The organism is Clostridium sulfidigenes (assembly GCF_052067195.1).
Taxonomy (GTDB): domain Bacteria; phylum Bacillota; class Clostridia; order Clostridiales; family Clostridiaceae; genus Clostridium_J; species Clostridium_J sulfidigenes.
The window spans coordinates 146,053-166,056 of the sequence record NZ_JBQHQR010000005.1 but is presented as its reverse complement, the minus strand read 5'-3'; the positions used below and the strand labels follow the sequence as shown (position 1 = coordinate 166,056).

Sequence of the window (20,004 nt, the reverse complement as noted above, 5' to 3'; positions counted from 1 at the left end):
TATATTTTAAGATACAAACTCTGCATTCTTTAATACCTGTTGAGCTTTTTCACCGTCTTCATCAGCTACAAGTACTATTGGCCCAGTACAACCCATTCCACTCTCTGAGTATATACCCTCTTTCCAAAGCGCTTTACATGCATTTTCAAGCTCTAGTATATCTATACCTGCTATAGAGAAAGTTACTACCTTTTTAGGTGGCATTTTTACCTCTTCCTCTTCTTGAGGTTTGTTAGCTTTTTTTGTAGTCTTATCTATAAATTCTTTTAATCCAGCTACATTAGCTGACTTAAACTCCTCCCTAGCTATATCCAAAACCTTGTTTTCTGCACAAGTTGCACAGAATCTTAATGCTTCTGCAATAAGCGGTGCTCCTGAAGCTCTAGAAACTATATTAACTAACTTATCATAGTTTTCTCCAATTCCAGGACCATATCCAGCTCCTACAGTTTCATAATTCCCACCTGTAGTAAATGAAGAGAATATCTTAATTAAAAGATTTCCTGTTAATGAATCACAAACCATAACGTCCGGTGTTCCTGCTAAAAGGTCATTTCCTCTCATTACAGCTCCACCATCAGCTCTTAATGATTCAGTAAAGGATATGTCATATCCCCCTTCTTGAGTTTCTCTTAGAATTCTTTCTACTTGTCTAGCACCATCAAGATTTAGTATTCCAACTTTTGGATTTTTAATACCACTAGCTTTAGCTACAGATATCCCAGATATAGCATTTTTAACCATACCCTCAACTCTATTTGTAGAAGTAGTTCCTGTAGTTGTAGCAATTATCATTTCTTTTCCTTTTCCAGGAGTCATTACTTTACCTACTGTAGAAACTCCTATTGGAAAATCAAAGTGTTGTGTAACACAACCATCTAATTCTCCACATTCCAACATAGATGTCATTTTTTTATGACCTTCCTCAGCTGATTCTACTTCTATTACTTCAAAATCAGCATCTACTTTAGGTCCAATTAAAACTATATCAAAATCGCCATATTTTACTTTTGCAAGTTCAGCAGCTTTAACCATCTCTTCGACTCCATGTTCAGAACCTAGTATAGTTAAACCTATTCTAACTTTTTTCTTGAATTGTCCGCTTTTTATTCCTGTTGCTATATCATTAAATACTTCAGCAATCATTGCTTTAGTAGCATTTTGACTCATTTCTACACCCCGTTTCTTTAATAACCTCTTATATTTAAAGAGATAAATTAGTAATTGTTAAGCTTCAGTAGGAGCAATTATCCTTCTGAGTTTTAAGGCTCTATTTATCAGAGTTCATTAAAAAGCTTGCAAAATCCTTCATGGCATCTGCTACCATTGATTTAACTTCTTCTTTACTAACACCTGACTCATTGTCTAGTTTTCCAGTATTCTTTTCAACTAGTATAGAAACTCCATCAAATAAGTTAGTCATTCTTCCTAAGAATAAACTTCCTTTTCCTATAATCATAAAGTTATTTAAAACGCCATCTTTAATGTGATCTATTCCATGTCCGACTATTGGCACTCCAGATGGGATATGTCCTTGAGTTGGAGCGTAACCTTGATATCCATGTTCTTTTATAAATCCTGGTAATTCTTTTCTATCTAATTGCCCCTTCTTAACAGCTAAAGCACCAATCATTTTATAGTTTTGAGTTGGAACATCTCCAGCTCCTGCTGGTTCAGTTATATCTGGAGTTTGCATTTCTGGTGCATACTTATCTACATCTGTTACTTTTAATCCAGCTGCTGTTAATGGATCAAGTACTAATGCTTCAAGTACAGCTTGTGGAGAAGCACCATGACCAATTGTATGTCTTCCAATTATGTCAGTTCTTAAAATTGGACTTACTCCATCATTTTCTGAAACAAGAATAGCAAATCCTCCTAAACAGTCTTCAAGTACTGGTAATTCTTTTTTTATGTGATCCTTACCATTCATTCCAAGCTTAGCAGTAGCTCCACCTGCAATTACTAATACATTTTTAAATATTCCACTCTTAACAAGTGACGCTGCATTTATTAATGCATGAGTAGGTCCTGCACAGAATCCTCTCATATCTGAACCAGTAGCTCCAGAAAGACCTACAACTTCACCTATAGATTTAGCTACGTTTCCGCCACCTCTTTGGTTCATATCTCCTATTGCTTCTTCTGAACATTCTATTATATAACCTATTTCTTCTACAGGAATATCTAAATTGTCAACTAGATGCATTCCAGCAAGTACTCCTGATGATTTAACTGCTAAATTTTCAAGCATATAGTGAGCTGAAAGGTTTGGATCAAACTCATGTGCTCTTCTTACACAACCAACAAGGTTTCCATCTACATATAATCCTTCTGCTCCAGCATTATTAACTAACTCTTCAATTTTAGCCATTTCATCCCCAGTAATTTTTCCTGCTTTTTCTTTTAATAATGGATGCTTAGCTAATTTTTCTTTTATAGTCTCAACAAAAGACTCTTCTAATAAAACTAAGTCAAATACATCAGATATCTTCATTAATCCATAGAATTCATCTTGTGGCATTATTTCGCCGTATTTACCAAATCTATTAGCATTTTCTACATTCTTTCCAACCCATGGTCTTGGCATTTCGCCTAACTCTTCTGGTGTAATGTTTCCTATATAAGTTTGATTTGGTGCATAAGCTACAACATCCTCAAAACTTCTTAAATTATTTTTTATAGCCTTTAAATATTCTGAATCTGGATTTGTTTGTTTTTCTAATGTTTGTGTAGTTCCATTATGTATTACCATATCTGGAGTATTCACTAAAATATAAGATGCTTTCTTTATAACTGGAAAATTCATTTTTAATTCAACCTCCCTTAATAATGTGCCTTTATAATAATTTATTTTGTAATTTGCACAATCTATAATAAATAGGTACAAACTATTCATTGTACATTGTGCAAACTAGGCAATGTCTTATCAATATATTTAGTAATTAGGGGTAATCCCCTAATTACTAAATTATTAATTTTAATTATTCAAATATTTTTTGTCCATCAACTTCTGTTTCAAGAGCTTTTAAAGCTTTTTCAACAAGTTTTCTTCTTAATGCATATTCATCCTCTTTTGTTAAGTTTGGATTTCCAAGTGGATGAGGAATAGCTACTGTAGGAATTATTCTGTTAGCTCCAACAGTTAAAGATACCGGAGTAATAGTACACATGTGAACTACTGGAAGTCCAGCTCTTTCTATTTCTTTAACAAGCGTTGCACCGCAACGTGTACAAGTTCCTCACGTAGAAGTTAATACAACTGCATCTACGCCGTCAGCTATTAATTCTTTAGCTGCAAACTCACCATATTTTTTAGAAGATGCAACAGCTGTACCATTTCCAACTGTAGAATAGAAGTATCTGTGTAATGATCCTATTTTTCCTTCTTTTTCAAGATTTCTTAGAACATCTACTGGGATAACTCTATCTGGATCTTCATTAGCATACACTGGATCATGACCACCGTGTGCTGTTTCAAAAGTTTCTCCAGTTAAATCATTAATTCCTTCTATATCATATTTACCAATTTTAGAAGCTGAAGATGACTCTATGTGATCTGGGTTTCCTTTTGGAACTATACCACCAGATGTAACTATAGCAATTTTAGCTTTAGTTATATCTTTTATTGCTGGCATTGGATCAACTCTATCAAAGTCAGGCATTTTAAATTCTGTAACGAATTCTTCACCTTTTAATTTTTTAACAAGCATATCAACTGCTCTTTTAGATCCTCTTTCAGTTGCAAAATAGTTCTTTCTTATGCCTCTCTCAATGTAGTTCTCTTCTACTGGAGAACCTATTTCTTCTCCCTTAGCTAATTTAATAGCTAATTTAGCCATTTTAGGTAATGCATCTCTCATACCTACAGCACTATTTCTTGTAGATATAAGATATACATCTTTTTTATACATGTCTGCACCTGGATTTTCAATGTACATTCCAGATAATACAGGTATATTTAACTCTTCTTTAACTGATTTACATACATCTCCACATGCAACACCATATCTTCCAGCGTTAAATGCAGGTCCAGCTATAAATAAATCTGGATTATATTTTTTAACCATTTCGATAATTTCAGCTTTTGCATCTTTTGTGTTCTCAGCAAAGTAAGAATCACCGCAAATAACTGTAGCTACTATCTCAACATCTTCTTTCTTTAATAACCCATTTAATCCAAGTCCAGGTCCTACAAACCCTTCACGAACCTCAGGTTTAAAATCAGCTTTTTCTTCTCCGCCTATTCCTGCGTAGAATTGGTTTATATAATGAACAACTTTTAACATAGGTGTTCCCCCTTTCATGGGACTTGCCCTCTAGAAATTCTATTTCTTAGGTCAATTAATTTAACATTTTCTATTAAAATTATTTATTAAAGATATTTACAGAATTGATCTCTTACAGTTTTAACTTCATTGATGATAGCATCAACATCAAGAACCATTTCCATCATTCCGCATTGTTCGTCATAAATAGTTTCATCACACTCTGCTTTTATTTCTGGCTCTACAACGTGGAATACAGATAATCCAAGGTCAACGCCTGCTAAAGGACCTGCAAATGTTGGGTCTCCAGCGGCAACTGTTTCAGCAGATAATCCAGATGCTTCTGCTTCTGCTCCTCCGATTACTACCACCATGTTTTCTGCACCATATTTTTCAGTTAAATCTTTAACTCTTTGTTGGATCTCCAGATCCATTGCACCTGCAGCTGTTCAGACAAAGCACTCTGTTGATGCAAAAACAACTTCTGCTCCTGCTGATTTAACACAAGCCTCTATAGCTGGTCCTGGTATTCCGTCTCTATCTCCTATACAGATAGCTTTTTTTCCTTGTAACATAGTATCTATCTCCTTTTCAATGTACTCATAATCATTAAACTAAACTTTTTAGTTATATTTTAAAATTAATATCCTTTTGCTGTTAAGTAGTTAAATCCTACTTCGCTAGTTGCTCCAGTAATAACTTGGATTTCAGCTTCAATTGATCCATCTTCTCTTAAGCTTCCCATGTGTCCACCAGCAATAGTATTTGCAGCATCTACATGACCAATTACTCTTTTCATAGGTGGTAAAATAACAACTTCGTTAGCATTACCTCCAGTTACTACAGCATCACCCTTTGGAGTTGAGTCTGCTAATGATTGAGACATACCATCTTGGCCAGCATACTCATCTGTAACTAGAACAGTTTTAACACCTTTAGCTGTAACCTTATTACAGTTCATAACTAAGTCCGCATCTGGATTTCCAAATCCTTCTTCAGAAATTATAGCAGCATCTGCTCCTAAGAATTCTACTAACTTAGCAACCATATTTGATGATCTCTCTTTATCAGCTAGATATACGTTTTCATTTGTTATAACGCAACCTAAGAAGTTAAAGTCCTTGCCATGTCTCTCATATAAATCTTCTATTATTGGATGATTCATATGAACATAAGAAGGGTTCTTATCACAAGCAGATACACAGTTTCCACTTACGATAGCTCCGTCAAATACTTCTGTTGGATAAATAAATGTAGGAATTATTTTCTTAGCATCTACACCATATACATAAGTATCATGTAATAATCCTTGTGTTTGAAGCATATATACATATACTACCTTAGGTAACTCTGGATATTGTTGAACTTGTTGTAAAAGTGGTAATGTCTCATAAGATTTCACTTCATCAGGTTCCACATTCTTACCTGCTTTTCCAAGGTATGTAGCTGCTTTAAATCCTATAGTTCTTACTGCTTCTTCATGATCGTGTTGTAAAATTCCTTCTTTTGGTTCACATATAATCACAAGGTTATTTGTTTTTGAGAACGGTGTATATTTAGCACCTTCTCCACTCATATCAACTATACCTTCTTGGAACCCAACTATTTTACCAGTAGTTACAACTGCAGCTCCTTTTAAAACATGTGTTCTTCCAGAACCTACTGTATCTACCTTACTAATGAAACCTGGAAATATTCCACCATTTCCTTCTACTTTAACTCTTGGTTCAACTACGTCTTTTACAGGTATTATTCTAACTTCCTCACCTGGTCTTGCAATATCAAAATCGATACTTGCAATTCTTTCGTCACCAGATACCTCGTTTAATAACTCCTCTTTGTTTACATAAAGAACTCCGTTCTCAACTTTTGTTTCTGGTCCAAATTGAAGATCCTTAATAAATATCTTTCCAATCTCTAGACGCAAAACCTTCACCTCCTAAAAATATATAGGTCACTTTTTATTTATTAGAAGATGGGAGGTAATCCTCCTCATCTAATAACCTTTTAAACCTTGAAAATTGAAATTATAATGTTTCGTAGTATTCTTTAATAAATCCTTCGATATCATCTAGTGTAGCAATTTTATCTGGAGTTATTGTAGCTACACAAGCTCCACCATTGTAAATTTTCATAGTTGGAAGTCCTAGAACTTTTTGTCCTATAGCAACTCTTCTTGCTCCACCTATGTTTAAGCTAGCAAATTTTATTTTATCTTCATACTTAGGTTCTAAATCGTGAACACCTGGCATTAAAGCTATACATATTTCACATTTATCTCCCCAAAAATCTACGAAAACTGGTTTATCACTGTTTAAAACTTCTGACTCAAAATTATCTTTGTTTAATTCTATCATTGTATTTTACCTACCTTTCAGATTATAAATATTTATTAATATATAATTTACCTAAAGTAAATAAATTATATTCTAATGTGAATTTTCTATATAATGCTCTGCATTAGTAGCTGCAATAGCTCCATCTGCTGCTGCTGTAATAACTTGTCTTAATGATTTTTCTCTAACATCTCCAGCTGCAAATACTCCTGGTATGTTAGTTCTCATTTCTTCATCAGTTATTATATCTCCTCTTTCAGTCATGTTTACTTTACCTTTAAACAGTTCTGATATTGGTAAATATCCAACAAATACAAAGCATCCATTAACTTCTAAAGTACTAACTTCACCAGTTTTTCTATTTTTTATAGTTAAGCTTTCTAGAATTTCATCTCCGTTAGCTTCTTCTACAACAGAGTCCCAAATAAATTTGATTTTTGGATTTGCAAAAGCTTTTTCTTGTAGTGATTTAGCTGCTCTTAATGAATCTCTTCTATGAATTACAGTAACAGTTTCACCGAATTTAGCAAGATATATAGCTTCAGTAATAGCTGAGTCTCCACCGCCAATTACAGCGATATCAAGATCAGTAAAGAAATCTGCATCACATGTAGCACAATAAGAAACTCCTCTACCTCTTAACTCTATCTCATTTTTAAATCCACCAAGTCTTGGAGTTGCTCCAGTTGCAATTATTATTGTTTTAGCTTGATATTCACCTTTTCTACATTTAATAACTTTAATATCACCTTCTAAAACAGTTTCAACTACTTCATCTTTAACAAACTCAGTACCAAAATCTTCTGCTTGTTGTCTCATTCTTTGACTTAACGTTGTTCCAGTACATTCTTCAATTGAACCTGGATAATTCTCTAATTCGTCAGTTGTTGTTGCCTGACCACCATATTTTGCTCTCTCAATGATTAACGTTTTCATTCGTGATCTTGAAGCATATAATCCTGCTGATAATCCTGCAGGTCCTCCTCCAATTATTATAGTGTCATAAATTTGTGACATATCAATATACCTCCCTTAGTTAATAGCATGATCTATTAAGTCTGAATCTATTACTTGAAAATCTGTTAATATTTTTTCACTCCATTTTGGAGTGTTAAAATCTCTTAAAAATTTTTCTGTTGTAACTATAGCATTTTCTATAATTTCTAAAGACTGTAAATCAACCCCATTGACAACCTCCGTTGAAACACAAACAGTTCTGTAAGGAGTTTCATTTGGCTTTACACTTCCCATCAATGGATGAGTAAGTATTCTATTACCTTTATGAATATAATTTCTTACCTTTTTTAGTATATCCAACTGCGGTACATCTATAAACTCAACTTTAAACTTTTCTTCAAACTTTTCTTTTGACATAGGATTGTTAGTTACAATAAATAATGGTTCTATCATTTAAATTCCTCCTATTAGGTGCATATAAAAAAGCATAGCGCAAAATATTAATATATTTTGCCCTATGCCTCTGTATTTTAACCTGAGAGTTTTGCTCCTTCGGTGCATATACGCTTTCCAGAGTTTTGTCCGTTTTCGGTCCTTTTGCCTGAGAGTTTCATATTTATTTGGCGAAATAAATACTTGCTTCTTCGGCTACCTAATTTAATAGATTCTCTCCCGAAAATATCATCCAAATTATTATTTTCTTTACTTGCTATCTTTAATACCAGTATATAATATATTTGTCTAATATTCTACATATTTTTATTGTTTTGTTATTTGATTTTTCTATAGTTTCTATAAAGTTTTTTTAATGAAAATATTCTGTCAATTATATCCTACATATATATCCCCTATTAATATGGATAAATTCGTTGCATACCAACGCTTAGAGCATACTCATATACCTATTTTTTTCATTTTTAAAAAAATTCAAAATAAATTTACTTATGATATATTCAAATGATTATGCATATAAACGTAAAAACACATTGATATTTTTTTAACTTTTTAAATATGGTTATTATTTTTTCTATAAATCAATTTCTGTACTTTATTGTTATTAAAATATATTTGAACCGCCCAATGTACAATAAATTTATTTGTATATTATAATTTAAATTATAAATTTTTATTCTGTTTATAATAATATGAAAGGATATGACCTTAAATCATATCCTTTTTAATACACTACTTCATATTTTTAAATCCTATTTGTCTCAATCCCTCATAAGCAATTATAGCAACTGTGTTGGAAAGGTTAAGAGATCTAGTTGTAGTATCTACCATAGGCACCTTTATAAGATTATCTTTATTTTCTTCTCTTATATAATCAGGTAATCCTTTAGATTCTCTACCAAATACTAAAAAATCTCCTTCTTTAAAATTGGGTTCATTATAATATTTAGTTCCTTTAGTAGTACAAAAATAAAATGTTCCATTCTTATATTTTTCCCTTAAAGCTTCATAACTTTCATGAATTTCTAACTCTAACTGTGGCCAATAGTCAAGTCCAGCCCTTCTTACTGCTTTTTCATCCAAGCTAAATCCTAAAGGTTTTATTAAATGCAGCTTACAGTTAGTAAGTACACAAGTTCTACCTATATTCCCAGTATTTTGAGGAATTTCTGGTTGAAATAATACTATGTTTAAGTTCACTATTACGTCCTCCTAAAAATAAGCCTGTTCAGGCTTGATAAAGATATAATACTTCATTTCTATTTCTATGTAAAGTTTATAACTTTAAAAACTTTGTCTAACATTCTATTTTAATATAAACTCTTCAATGACATGAGCAACTCCATCATCTTCATTACTAAGAGTCACATAATCTGCTTGTTTTTTTACAAATTCTTCAGCATTTCCCATAGCTACACCTACCCCAGCAAATTTAATCATAGAAATGTCGTTTTCGTTGTCTCCCATACAAATTACTTCCTCTCTATGAATTCCATAATACTCGCATATTTTCTTTACTGCTTCTCCCTTGGATGTCCCCTTTTTCATAATCTCAAAGCTACTCTCCATAGAACTTACTACTTCAAAGCTTTTTAGATTTAAAAATTCTTCCTTTGCAGCTATAACTCTCTCTTTATCCTCATGTACTACCATAACCTTAATCATATTTCCATTTTCTTCAAATAACTTTTCCCATTCATTTATAATTCTTATGGCTACCTGTCTATTTTTAGGTAAGGTTTCATTTGCTTTACTATATATTAATGCTGAATGCTTTATCTCTTCTGTATATATTGTGTCAGTACTATAAAATTGAGGCATAATATCATACTTTTTTAATAATTTTAAAATGACTCTACATTCTTCTTTATTTAGATACTCTTCATATATAGCTTTATCTAAATCTTTTTCTCTAATATAAGCTCCATTTGAAGCTATAATAGGAGTTTTCACCCCTATTATATCCCCATAATAATTGGCTGACACAAATATTCTTCCTGTGGCAACTACAAATTTAACTCCTTTATTATGAGCTTCATTGATTGCATTTAAATTTCTTTCAGATATTTTCTTTTTACTATTTAATAATGTGCCATCCATATCAACACAAATTAATTTATATTTCATTAGTCCCTCCATAGATTAAATACAAAATACTTATTAATAATGTATTTATACCATTTTTCTCTTTCCTTAATATAATTCTCAATATACATGAAATATTCTTTTTTTTCAAATGTACTTGATAATATTTCTCCATAAAATTCATCATAGACCAAATTTACAATATCTCTTAATCTATTTTGTAGTTCTCTATCCCTTATAGAATCTACAAATTCTAAATCTCCACTACTTTTACTTTTTACTATACCTTGAGTTCTTAGTCTTTTTAAATAATAATTATATAATGGTATCATGCTTTTATTATTAACTATTCTCATCTTATTAATCTCATACAGTCCAGTAAATATAGCTATCATTACAGCTAATGCTCCTGTAGTTACATATATTCCTATATATCTATTTAATTTATCATCTTCTCCTATTTCACTTTCCTCTTCATTAAATCCTGGCTTATTTTTATTAATTTTATTATTATTAGATTCATTATTGGAATTACTTTCTGCTTCTGTATTTTCTAATTCAATTTCTTCTTGAGATTCTTCGTATTCTGTGGGAGTTGGTGCCGAATCTACTATGGCCCATTGATTCCTATAAGGGTTTATAAGTATTTCTGCCCATGCATGAGCGTCAGCATTAGTTACCTTATAGCTACCATCTTCTCCTTTATCATCTGACATCTTAAATCCTTCTACATATCTAGCTGGAACACCTGCAATTCTACACATCATTACTGTTGCAGACGCAAAATAAGTACAATATCCTTTCTTATCTAACAGTATAAAATTACTTACAAAATCGTTATATTCATCATTATCTCCAACATTAGTAACATACTTATAATTTTTCATCAAATAACTTCTTATAGCTAAGGCTTTTTCGTGAGTGGTTAGTTCCTCCACAGTCTTTTCTTTTGCTTGTGCTTCACCAATTAATATATCATCAACTATTTTATATACTTCATCATTAATCGGAGCATCAAGCTGAAGATAATTCATGTAATGTAGCATAAAGTTATTTAAAAAGGAACTTTCTTTGTTTACATACTCCATACCTTTAGATGTATCTATTGATGACATTAAATTTTCTCTATAAGAATAATCATCAACTCCAAACTCCCTTTGAGGCATTATATAATTTTCATTCAATGGAGTTTTTTTATACATAGAATTTTGAATTCCTTCAAGATAATTATCAAAATCACCATAAGATATATAACTAACCTTGTAAGGTTCTTTTATCTCTACATCACTCATAAATATAGGAATTAAATCTACAAACAAATCCTTACTATCATTAATAATATTATTACTATTATTAGGAGTAAAATAAGAAGTAGTTTTAAAGTTTTTTCCTGGAATTATAGTTAATGTTTTTTCTTGAGTCTGAAAACTTTCATCTTTTGTTGGTTGCATAAGTTTATGCATGGGCATATTGGAAGCTTCATTAATCTCAACCTTTCTCATCACTTTATCTTCAGATTTTATCCATGATCTTCCTGTATAATAATCCATAGCCTTTCCTCTTAAATAAAAAGGCTTATCTGATATTACTTTAAACACCTCTCTACGATTTAATGCTATTGATCCTCCTAAAATTGTAGATGAATCACTATACCCACTTTGCTTCATTGAAAAGCTTCCCTTCAAAGCTTCTAAAGAAGGATTTTTTTCCTTTTCTTTTTTTCTTGCAAATTCATTTCTAAAAAAAGTAGTAACACTGTCTACAGTTTTCCCTTTGTATTCCTGTGGTAGCATAAATACTAATCCAGGAATTAGTAAAGCAAGTATTAGTATTAACGTAATCATATATGTTATATTAATATCTATTTTAACTTCTCTTCCTCTATATTCTCTGCATTTTTTAATATATTCTCCTGTTCCTAATGTTATAATAACAGCTGCTAAAAAATAAGGAATGTTAGGAATAACATTTTTATAGAATATTTGATACCAGAAAATCACAAAAACACCTATTGAAAAAAACAAAGGAGTATATATGAATTTTTGAGTTATAGATATAAGCACAGCTATAAGTAAAGGAATTCCTATTGAAAATATATGAATAAACTCCTCAAAGTTAATATTTTTAGCCTTGAGGGCTGCATTATTTATATTTTTTAAATTAAGTGATATTACTTCAATTTCCTTCAATACAAATATTCCAGAAGTTTTATAGCTAATTATCCCTATTAAAATAAAAACAATAATAAAAAAGATTATTTTTTTCCTTATACTATTAAGTACTTTAGAAAAAAACAGGTAAATTAGTATACCCATGGCAAATAGTAGAAGTAAAAATACAAAATTTAGTTCCTCTATTTTAAAACAATCTACTATAAGCTTTATTACTAATGTAAAATTTATAATAACTAAAAAAGATTTTAATATTTTTTCTTCAATCACTCTCATGGCATCACCTTATTTCTTCTATGCTATAACAATTTATACCTTTATTTAACATATGTGAAATAGCATCATCACTAACCTTCGGTATTTTATCTAAATAAAATAATGTAACCTCATATCCCTCTGTAGATAAATTTATAAAGTAATCTATATTTTCTTTACTCATATCATAGGTTACTATGACAACAGCACTTTTCTTATTCACATTATACATAAACTTCTTCATAAAAAGAGGCAACTTACCTCTTCCCTCACTGTACTTACTTACCATATGAGTTTTTAACCCTTCTAAATGCTCTTTATTGCTAATATTAAAAACTTCAGTATTTTCTCCTATAATTATAGCTTGTGAATTAGCGCTTTTCTCCTGCATATATTTTATTAGAGATAAGAAAAACTCTACAAGTTCTTCCTCTCTTACTCCATCTTTATCCATACTAAAAGGATCTTTTCTTAAGTCTAAAAACACATGTATACGAGGACTTTCACTACTTTCATATTCCTTTACAAATAATTTTCCATGTTTTGCAGTAACCTTCCAGTTTACCCTTCTATAACTATCTCCAATTCTATATTCTCTAATATTTTTGATAGTTTCTAAGCTTTCTGGTCCTTTGTTTAGCTCCTGCATTATTGTTTTAGTATTAAACTCTCTTAAATTAGCTCCTTTAATTTTAATGCTCTTCAAAGGGTATATGCTAGGATATACCTTTATAGTTTCTTTATGGCTATAGGAACATTTCCAAGTAAAAACTCCAAATATATCACTAACTATACTCGTTGTGCTACCTAACCTATAGTCACCTCTAATTGGTATTTTTATATCTTTCTTTATAAATTTATTACCATTTATTTTTATAGAAATAATATCTCCTCTATATTTATTCATAATTCTTTTTAAAAGAGAATTTTCAATTTCCATATATGATATTGGAAATATTGAATCATTGTATACCTTTATAATTATATTATTATTTTCACCAGCAATTATTTCCTTTTTATCACTAACTACATCAATATTTAAATTTTTACTTACAAAATAAATATATATACTTGTAATGATCAACACTAAGAGAAGGCAATAAAAAATAGAATAGGGTAAATTTCCTCCTGAAAACAGAGCAAATATATAAGACAGAATAGTTAATATAAAATAGGACTTTTTAATCTTCAACATATACTCTCACCTTTGGAGCTATTACCACATTTAAAATTTCTTCTAAAACATTTTCAGCCTTTATTCCCCTTGCAATGGAGCCATTGGTTAATATTATCCTATGAGAAAGAACTAACTTAACATTTTCTTTAACATCTTCTGGTATTACATAATTTCTATTCTTTATTAAGGCTGTAGCCTGTGCAACCCTAAGTAATGCTAATGAAGCTCTTGTACTTCCACCTAATACTATCTCTTTATGGTTTCTTGTGGCATCAATAATATTTACTATATACTTGTTAATCTCATCATTAACCTTTATCTCCTTAACCTGTTTTTGAATATTTATTATATCTTCTTTTGAAGCCACTGGCATTAATTTATCTAATGGATTTTCTTGTCTATACAAATTTAAAATATAAGCTTCATCCATTTTGCTTGGATAACCAAGATGTACTTTTATCATAAATCTATCCAGTTGAGCCTCAGGTAAAGAAAAAGTTCCCTCATATTCGATAGGATTTTCTGTAGCCATTATAAAAAATGGCTTCTCTACCTCATAGGTTATGCCTCCTTCTGAAACTTGCATTTCTTCCATGACTTCTAATAGTGCAGACTGTGTTTTTGGTGATGTTCTATTAATCTCATCTGCTAACACTATATTTGAAAATATAGGTCCCTTATTAAAAGTAAACTTCCCTGTACCAGCATTGTAAATTGAGATACCAGTAATATCTGATGGAAGTAAGTCAGGTGTAAATTGAATTCTACTATATGTTAAGCTCAAACTTTCTTTTATGGCTTTTATCAAAGTTGTCTTTCCAACTCCTGGTACATCTTCTATTAAAATATGACCTCCTGAAATCATACCTTTCATGATATCATAAATCTCCTTTTGTTTTCCAACTATAACTTTTTCTATATTAGTAACAATATTTTCAATAAGTTCTACATTGTTTTTCATTTTAATCCTCCCAATTTTGTCCCTTATTTTATTCTTACTATTTCGGTAACATGACCAAAAAAACCTTTTAATTTTTTGAATTTTTTAAAAATTTTACCCAGATATAGACATTCTATGCCTATATCTGGGTAATAATTTTAATCTTTTCCTATTCTAACAACAGTATTTTTACTAGCATATATACTTTCACCAACTAAAATCTTTTCTACTATTTCACCATTTTCATATCTAATTCTATAGGTATTTACTATATATCCATTTACACCATTTTTTTCTATCACCATTTTGCCCTCTTCTAAACTATAATCATAAATAATTTCTTTTTTAGGCTTTATTTCCTTTTCAATTTCACTTCTTATTTCATAATGGGGGTCCCGTTCTTCTTCATTAGAAAATATATTAAAAGTTATTTCTTTGTTTTTGACAATAACTTCAAGTAAAATAGGATAGCTATAATTATTTTTAAACTTAAAATCTGAAGCTCCATAAGCTATCATGGCATCCTGTCCCATGGGCACATATGATATTATCTTACTATGATTTTTTCTTTCCGTTATATATAAATTGCTTTTTAGTACGGCATTATATAAAGTTGAAGAAACTTGACATACCCCTCCTCCAATTTCATCTATAAAAACTCCGTTTTTAATTACCTTTGCATATTCAAAACCCTTTCCCGGGGTGGTTGCTCCTACAACTTTATTGAAACTAAATTCATCTCCTGGCATAATTATGGTATTATCTATATACTTAGCTGCCATTTCAATATTCCTACACCTTCCAAAACTAGAATTTATAAAACTAGTTGTATAGGATGCTATCTTAGTATTTATACTTTTTAAGTCATCTTCCATAATCTTAGGAAACACCTTATTAAAATCTGCATTTACAATAATATCACCATCATCCACACTATTATCTATAGCTTCTATAATACTTTTATTTAATGCATCTCCATTTATCTTTCTACCTATTTCATGAGGAGTTATAAGAAATCCACTCCAATCATGGTCTACTGTTGCATTTACTGGTGACTTATTTTGTTCTTTTTCTATACCCTTTAAAAACTTGTTAAAACTATCAACCTTTAGACTTGTTTCCGTATAAAACTCCCCATTTATACCGTTCTTAATATTTTTATATTTACCTATAAACCCACCTTCCTTTCCCCAAAGTAATGCCTTATCAACAACATCTTCTACATTCTCACTAACACCTAGTTCACTAAAAGATATTTCATAACTCTTTTCATCAATTTGAACTTTTACATTTCTATTTACATTTATATCTGTTATATCTTTATCTACTTTAAAAATAGCTTCTTCTTTACTTAAAAGTGAAACATCTATTTTATTAATACTAATTCCTTTATATATTAGATTTTCATGATTTCTAATAATAATTTGTACCTTTATTAATATGAAAGAACTAACAATAAACAATATTGTTAGTAATAGGAAAGTTATTTTCATAAACTTTTTTTTCAAACCATTCACCTCCATATATAAAATATATGAGTCTAAGTAAGTCATTATAATATGTAGTTATAAATTTTCAAAAATAGGCACTTAGATTAAATCCTTAATCTAAGTGCCTATTAAAATTATTTAAGATATATTATATTGTACTATGACATTCTTTTTATTCTTCGCTTCCAGCTTGGAGATAAAATTTCATCTATAATATCTCCCATAACCGCAATCCCGCATAGCCTATCTTCTTCATCCACAACAGGTACAGAGTATAAATCATACTTTACAGCTATAGCTATAGCAACATCGATTTCATCTGTGTCCACCACTTTAAATGGTTGTGTATTCATCATTGACTTTAGTTTAGCATCTGAATCAGATATCACTAAATCAATTAGAGGAACAGCGCCTTGTAGCCTTTCTTCTTTGTCAACAATATATATATAATGAGCTATTTCTTCATCTGGTCTAAGCTCTTTTAGTATATTAATGGTTTCTTTTACAGTTATATCTATATTAAAGGATATAAAATCAGTATTCATTATATTACCAACTACTTCATCCTCATATTTCATAAGATCTCTAATTTCAGTTTCATCATCATCATCTAAATTCACTAATACACGATTGGTAGTTTCTTCGTCCATATCATCTAGCATATTAGCAATTTCATCATTGGGCATAATATCCAATATTTCCCTTGCCTTATCTTCACTCAAATTTTTTAAAATATCCTTTACCATATCATGGTCAACTTCTTCTAAGGTATCTGAAGCTAAATCTATATCTAGTCCATCTATTACTTTAACTCTGTCTTCTAATGATAAATCTTCAAGAATTTTAGCAATATCTGCTGGATGTAACTTACTTAACTTATTGTATGGAGTTGTTAGCTTTAAAGAAGAATCTACCATCTCTAAAGATTGAACACTCTCCCAACTTATTAAATTTTCTTTTGGCTCTTTATTAAATAGAGCATATACATGCTTTATTGGATTCTCAATTTTCATTTTTCTAGCAATTGCTAAAGTACCCGACTCTACTCCAATCACAGTTAAATAGCCATTTCTTTTAACCATTTTCAAATCAACAACTCTAACTATTTTTTTACCATTTACATCTACTATATCTTTATCTAATAAATGTTGAGATAAAAGATATGAATATTTCCTTGGAATTATATCTTTAACTTGTACAACCTTTATAATGAATTTACCATTTTCTTTATACACATCAATATTTCTAAATTCAAAGTTTTCAATTTCTCTTCCATTTTTAATCTTGTATCCAATAGCCCTTGGATATCCATAATCTGTAGTTACATAAATATCTTCTAACTTTCCTATACAATAATTTAATTCATCATAAACCCATCTGTTTAAAATACTACTTAGATAAAATTCTGATAGTCTATCCATGTTATTCCTCCTTCAATAGAGGAATATGTATATAAGTGTCTATAACTTAATAAACAGTACTCCTCTATTTCTATTCGATTTATAAATGTCATCACAGTCCTTACACAACAAAGGCCCACCGTCCATTAATTTCTCACCACCTAATTAAATATATTTATATTACTTATTATAGTCTACATCTTTAATTTTGTAACTATATTATTCAAATTTGGTTGAATTTCTTCATATTTATTTAATATCATGACTTTTCTCTATTTTTATTCAATTTACTATCTTATTCTAAGTCAATCTAATTTTTATATAAAATTTTCCTATGATAGTCCTATTCATATTTGTCTCTTATTATGATAATATAGTTTAATGTACAAATTAGTGCGAGAAAGGAGGTATCTTATTATAAACTTGCTGATATTATTGAAATTAATATTGTCATTAGTATTCTCTTTAAGAATTTAATTACTCGAAGTAAGTTTATATAAGAAAACCTATGAAAAGTAATACACAATTTTTACCTATTTCTAGAGAAGATATGAAAAAAAATCATATTTCTCAACTTGATTTTATAATAATAACTGGAGATGCATATATAGATCATCCATCCTTTGGAACTGCGATAATTGGAAGACTTTTAGAAAGCGAAGGTTTTTCTGTGGGAATTATAGCTCAACCTAGTTGGGACTCTTGTGAAGACTTTAAAAAACTTGGTGAACCTAAATATGGATTTCTTATAAACTCCGGAAATATAGATTCTATGGTAAACCACTATACTGTTGCTAAAAAGAAAAGACATGATGATCTTTATTCTCCTGGTGGTAAGGGTGGTTATAGACCAAATAGAGCTGTTATAGTGTATTCAAACAGAGCTAGAGAAGCATATAAAAATACACCTATAATTATTGGTGGTATAGAAGCTAGTCTTAGAAGATTTGCCCACTATGACTATTGGGATGATAAAATTAGAAAAAGTATAATTCTTGATTCCAAGGCCGATCTTTTAATATATGGTATGGGTGAAAAACCTATAGTTGAAATTGCCAATTTATTAAGATATGGAAAACCAATTAATCATATTACTTCAGTTAGAGGAACTTCTTACGTGACCAATAAATTAGATGACATTAAAGACTATATATTGTTGCCTTCATTTGACGAAATTACTTCTGATAAAAAAGCTTATGCTAACAGCTATTTTCTTTCTTCTAGAGAACAAGACTCCGTATGGGGTAAGCCCTTAGTAGAGCCTTATGGTGATAGATTTGTAGTTCAGAATCCACCTCAAAAACCTTTAAGTACTAGGGAAATGGATAGGGTTTATAATTTACCTTATACTAGAACTTATCATCCTATTTATGAAGAAGCTGGTGGTATACCTGCTCTTAAAGAAGTTAAGTTTTCTATAACTAGTCATAGAGGTTGTTATGGAAGTTGTTCCTTTTGTGCTCTAACTTACCATCAAGGTAGAGTTATTCAAAATAGGAGTCAAGATTCTATAGTATCGGAAGCTAAACTTTTAACTGAAGATAAAGATTTTAAAGGATATATACATGATATTGGTGGTCCAACAGCTAATTTTAGACAGAGGGCTTGTAAAAAACAAATTGAACATGGAGTTTGTAAGGATAGGCAGTGTATGTTTCCTACACCTTGTAAAAACTTAATAGTAGATCATACTGAATATTTAAGTCTTCTAAAAAAAGTTAGAACCTTACCTAAGGTAAAAAAAGTTTTTATTCGTTCTGGTATCAGATATGATTATCTAATATACGATAAAAATCCAAAATTTTTTAATGAACTATGTGAACACCATATAAGTGGTCAACTAAAAGTAGCTCCTGAACATATAAGTGATAAGGTACTTTGTGAAATGGGTAAACCTTCTAAAGATGTTTACGAAAGGTTTATAACAAAATATCATGCCATTAATAAAAAATTAGGAAAGAAACAGTTTGTGGTACCCTATCTTATGTCTAGTCATCCTGGTAGTGATTTAAATGCTGCCATAGAGCTAGGACAATATATAAAATCCATGGGACATATGCCAGAACAAGTTCAAGACTTTTATCCTACACCAGGTAGTTTATCAACTACCATATATTATACTGGTATAAATCCATTTACTAATAAAAAAGTTTATGTAACCAAAAGTCAAAAGGAAAAAAATATGCAAAGAGCTCTTTTACAATTTGGGAACCCTGAAAATCACAATCTAGTTAAATCAGCTTTAACTAGTTGTCATAGAGAAGATTTAATAGGTAACGGTAAGAATTGTCTAATTCCAACTAATCCTATTATAAAAAGAAAGTCTTCTCAAACTCCTAATAATAAGGAAAAAAGTAATGTAAAGAACACTAATTTAAAAAAATCATCTAAAAATACTACCCCAAATAAAAGAGCTAAGAAAACTTCTTATAGAAAATAACTTATTATCATTCATCTAACTGATAAAGGCTA

The 20,004-nt window shown here is 30.2% G+C and carries 16 protein-coding genes and 1 riboswitch; of the genes, 1 reads left to right on the top strand and 15 read right to left on the bottom strand.

All coding sequences use genetic code 11. The annotated features are described in order from the left end of the window. Nucleotides 1-6: 6 nt before the first annotated feature. The 15 genes from grdD to ACTNBA_RS07855 form a co-directional block, all read right to left on the bottom strand. A complete protein-coding gene (grdD, locus tag ACTNBA_RS07925; RefSeq protein WP_441073328.1) occupies nucleotides 7-1,170 on the bottom strand; it encodes a glycine/sarcosine/betaine reductase complex component C subunit alpha in 1,164 nt (387 codons plus the stop codon). Nucleotides 1,171-1,270: 100 nt separating this feature from the next. Then, a complete protein-coding gene (grdC, locus tag ACTNBA_RS07920) occupies nucleotides 1,271-2,809 on the bottom strand; it encodes a glycine/sarcosine/betaine reductase complex component C subunit beta (protein WP_441073327.1) in 1,539 nt (512 codons plus the stop codon). A 175-nt stretch (nucleotides 2,810-2,984) separates the two neighbouring features. After that, the gene (gene grdB, locus ACTNBA_RS07915; protein ID WP_441073326.1) at nucleotides 2,985-4,289 is read right to left on the bottom strand and encodes a glycine reductase complex selenoprotein B; all 1,305 of its coding nucleotides are present in this window, start codon (nucleotides 4,287-4,289) and stop codon (nucleotides 2,985-2,987) included. An 86-nt stretch (nucleotides 4,290-4,375) separates the two neighbouring features. Then, nucleotides 4,376-4,843, bottom strand: coding sequence for a glycine/sarcosine/betaine reductase complex selenoprotein A (gene grdA / locus ACTNBA_RS07910; protein WP_441073325.1), 468 nt, complete (start codon nucleotides 4,841-4,843; stop codon nucleotides 4,376-4,378). Nucleotides 4,844-4,908: 65 nt separating this feature from the next. Further along, a complete protein-coding gene (locus ACTNBA_RS07905) occupies nucleotides 4,909-6,195 on the bottom strand; it encodes a glycine/sarcosine/betaine reductase component B subunit (protein WP_035132408.1) in 1,287 nt (428 codons plus the stop codon). Nucleotides 6,196-6,295: 100 nt separating this feature from the next. Further along, nucleotides 6,296-6,625: a thioredoxin family protein gene (locus ACTNBA_RS07900; RefSeq protein ID WP_035132410.1), complete on the bottom strand. Its 330-nt coding sequence runs from the start codon at nucleotides 6,623-6,625 to the stop codon at nucleotides 6,296-6,298. A gap of 72 nt (nucleotides 6,626-6,697) precedes the next feature. Continuing rightward, nucleotides 6,698-7,621 (bottom strand): thioredoxin-disulfide reductase, encoded by a 924-nt coding sequence (trxB, locus tag ACTNBA_RS07895; protein WP_441073324.1) that lies wholly within the window; start codon nucleotides 7,619-7,621, stop codon nucleotides 6,698-6,700. A gap of 15 nt (nucleotides 7,622-7,636) precedes the next feature. Further along, on the bottom strand, nucleotides 7,637-8,014 hold the full coding sequence (locus ACTNBA_RS07890; RefSeq protein ID WP_150844068.1) for a GrdX family protein: 378 nt from the start codon (nucleotides 8,012-8,014) through the stop codon (nucleotides 7,637-7,639). A gap of 126 nt (nucleotides 8,015-8,140) precedes the next feature. Further along, nucleotides 8,141-8,246, bottom strand: a riboswitch (glycine riboswitch). A 500-nt stretch (nucleotides 8,247-8,746) separates the two neighbouring features. Continuing rightward, nucleotides 8,747-9,214, bottom strand: coding sequence for a tRNA (cytidine(34)-2'-O)-methyltransferase (locus tag ACTNBA_RS07885; protein ID WP_035132416.1), 468 nt, complete (start codon nucleotides 9,212-9,214; stop codon nucleotides 8,747-8,749). A gap of 105 nt (nucleotides 9,215-9,319) precedes the next feature. Continuing rightward, nucleotides 9,320-10,141 carry a Cof-type HAD-IIB family hydrolase gene (locus ACTNBA_RS07880; protein ID WP_441073323.1) on the bottom strand — a complete coding sequence of 274 codons (822 nt, stop codon included), beginning with the start codon at nucleotides 10,139-10,141 and terminating at the stop codon, nucleotides 9,320-9,322. Beyond that, entirely contained in the window at nucleotides 10,141-12,540 is a 2,400-nt protein-coding gene (locus tag ACTNBA_RS07875) for a transglutaminase-like domain-containing protein (protein ID WP_441073322.1), read from the bottom strand. Before ACTNBA_RS07875 ends, ACTNBA_RS07880 begins: the two co-directional genes overlap by 1 nt. A 10-nt stretch (nucleotides 12,541-12,550) precedes the next feature. Beyond that, entirely contained in the window at nucleotides 12,551-13,612 is a 1,062-nt protein-coding gene (locus ACTNBA_RS07870) for a DUF58 domain-containing protein (RefSeq protein WP_441073321.1), read from the bottom strand. A gap of 94 nt (nucleotides 13,613-13,706) precedes the next feature. Continuing rightward, complete coding sequence (locus ACTNBA_RS07865; RefSeq protein ID WP_035132421.1) at nucleotides 13,707-14,663, bottom strand: AAA family ATPase; 957 nt, start codon at nucleotides 14,661-14,663, stop codon at nucleotides 13,707-13,709. A 137-nt stretch (nucleotides 14,664-14,800) separates the two neighbouring features. Next, the gene (locus tag ACTNBA_RS07860; protein WP_441073320.1) at nucleotides 14,801-16,150 is read right to left on the bottom strand and encodes a VanW family protein; all 1,350 of its coding nucleotides are present in this window, start codon (nucleotides 16,148-16,150) and stop codon (nucleotides 14,801-14,803) included. Nucleotides 16,151-16,290: 140 nt separating this feature from the next. After that, entirely contained in the window at nucleotides 16,291-17,553 is a 1,263-nt protein-coding gene (locus ACTNBA_RS07855; RefSeq protein ID WP_346848968.1) for a magnesium transporter MgtE N-terminal domain-containing protein, read from the bottom strand. A gap of 487 nt (nucleotides 17,554-18,040) precedes the next feature. Between ACTNBA_RS07855 and ACTNBA_RS07850 the strand changes: the two genes are divergently transcribed. Then, nucleotides 18,041-19,972: a YgiQ family radical SAM protein gene (locus ACTNBA_RS07850; protein WP_441073319.1), complete on the top strand. Its 1,932-nt coding sequence runs from the start codon at nucleotides 18,041-18,043 to the stop codon at nucleotides 19,970-19,972. Nucleotides 19,973-20,004: the final 32 nt, after the last annotated feature.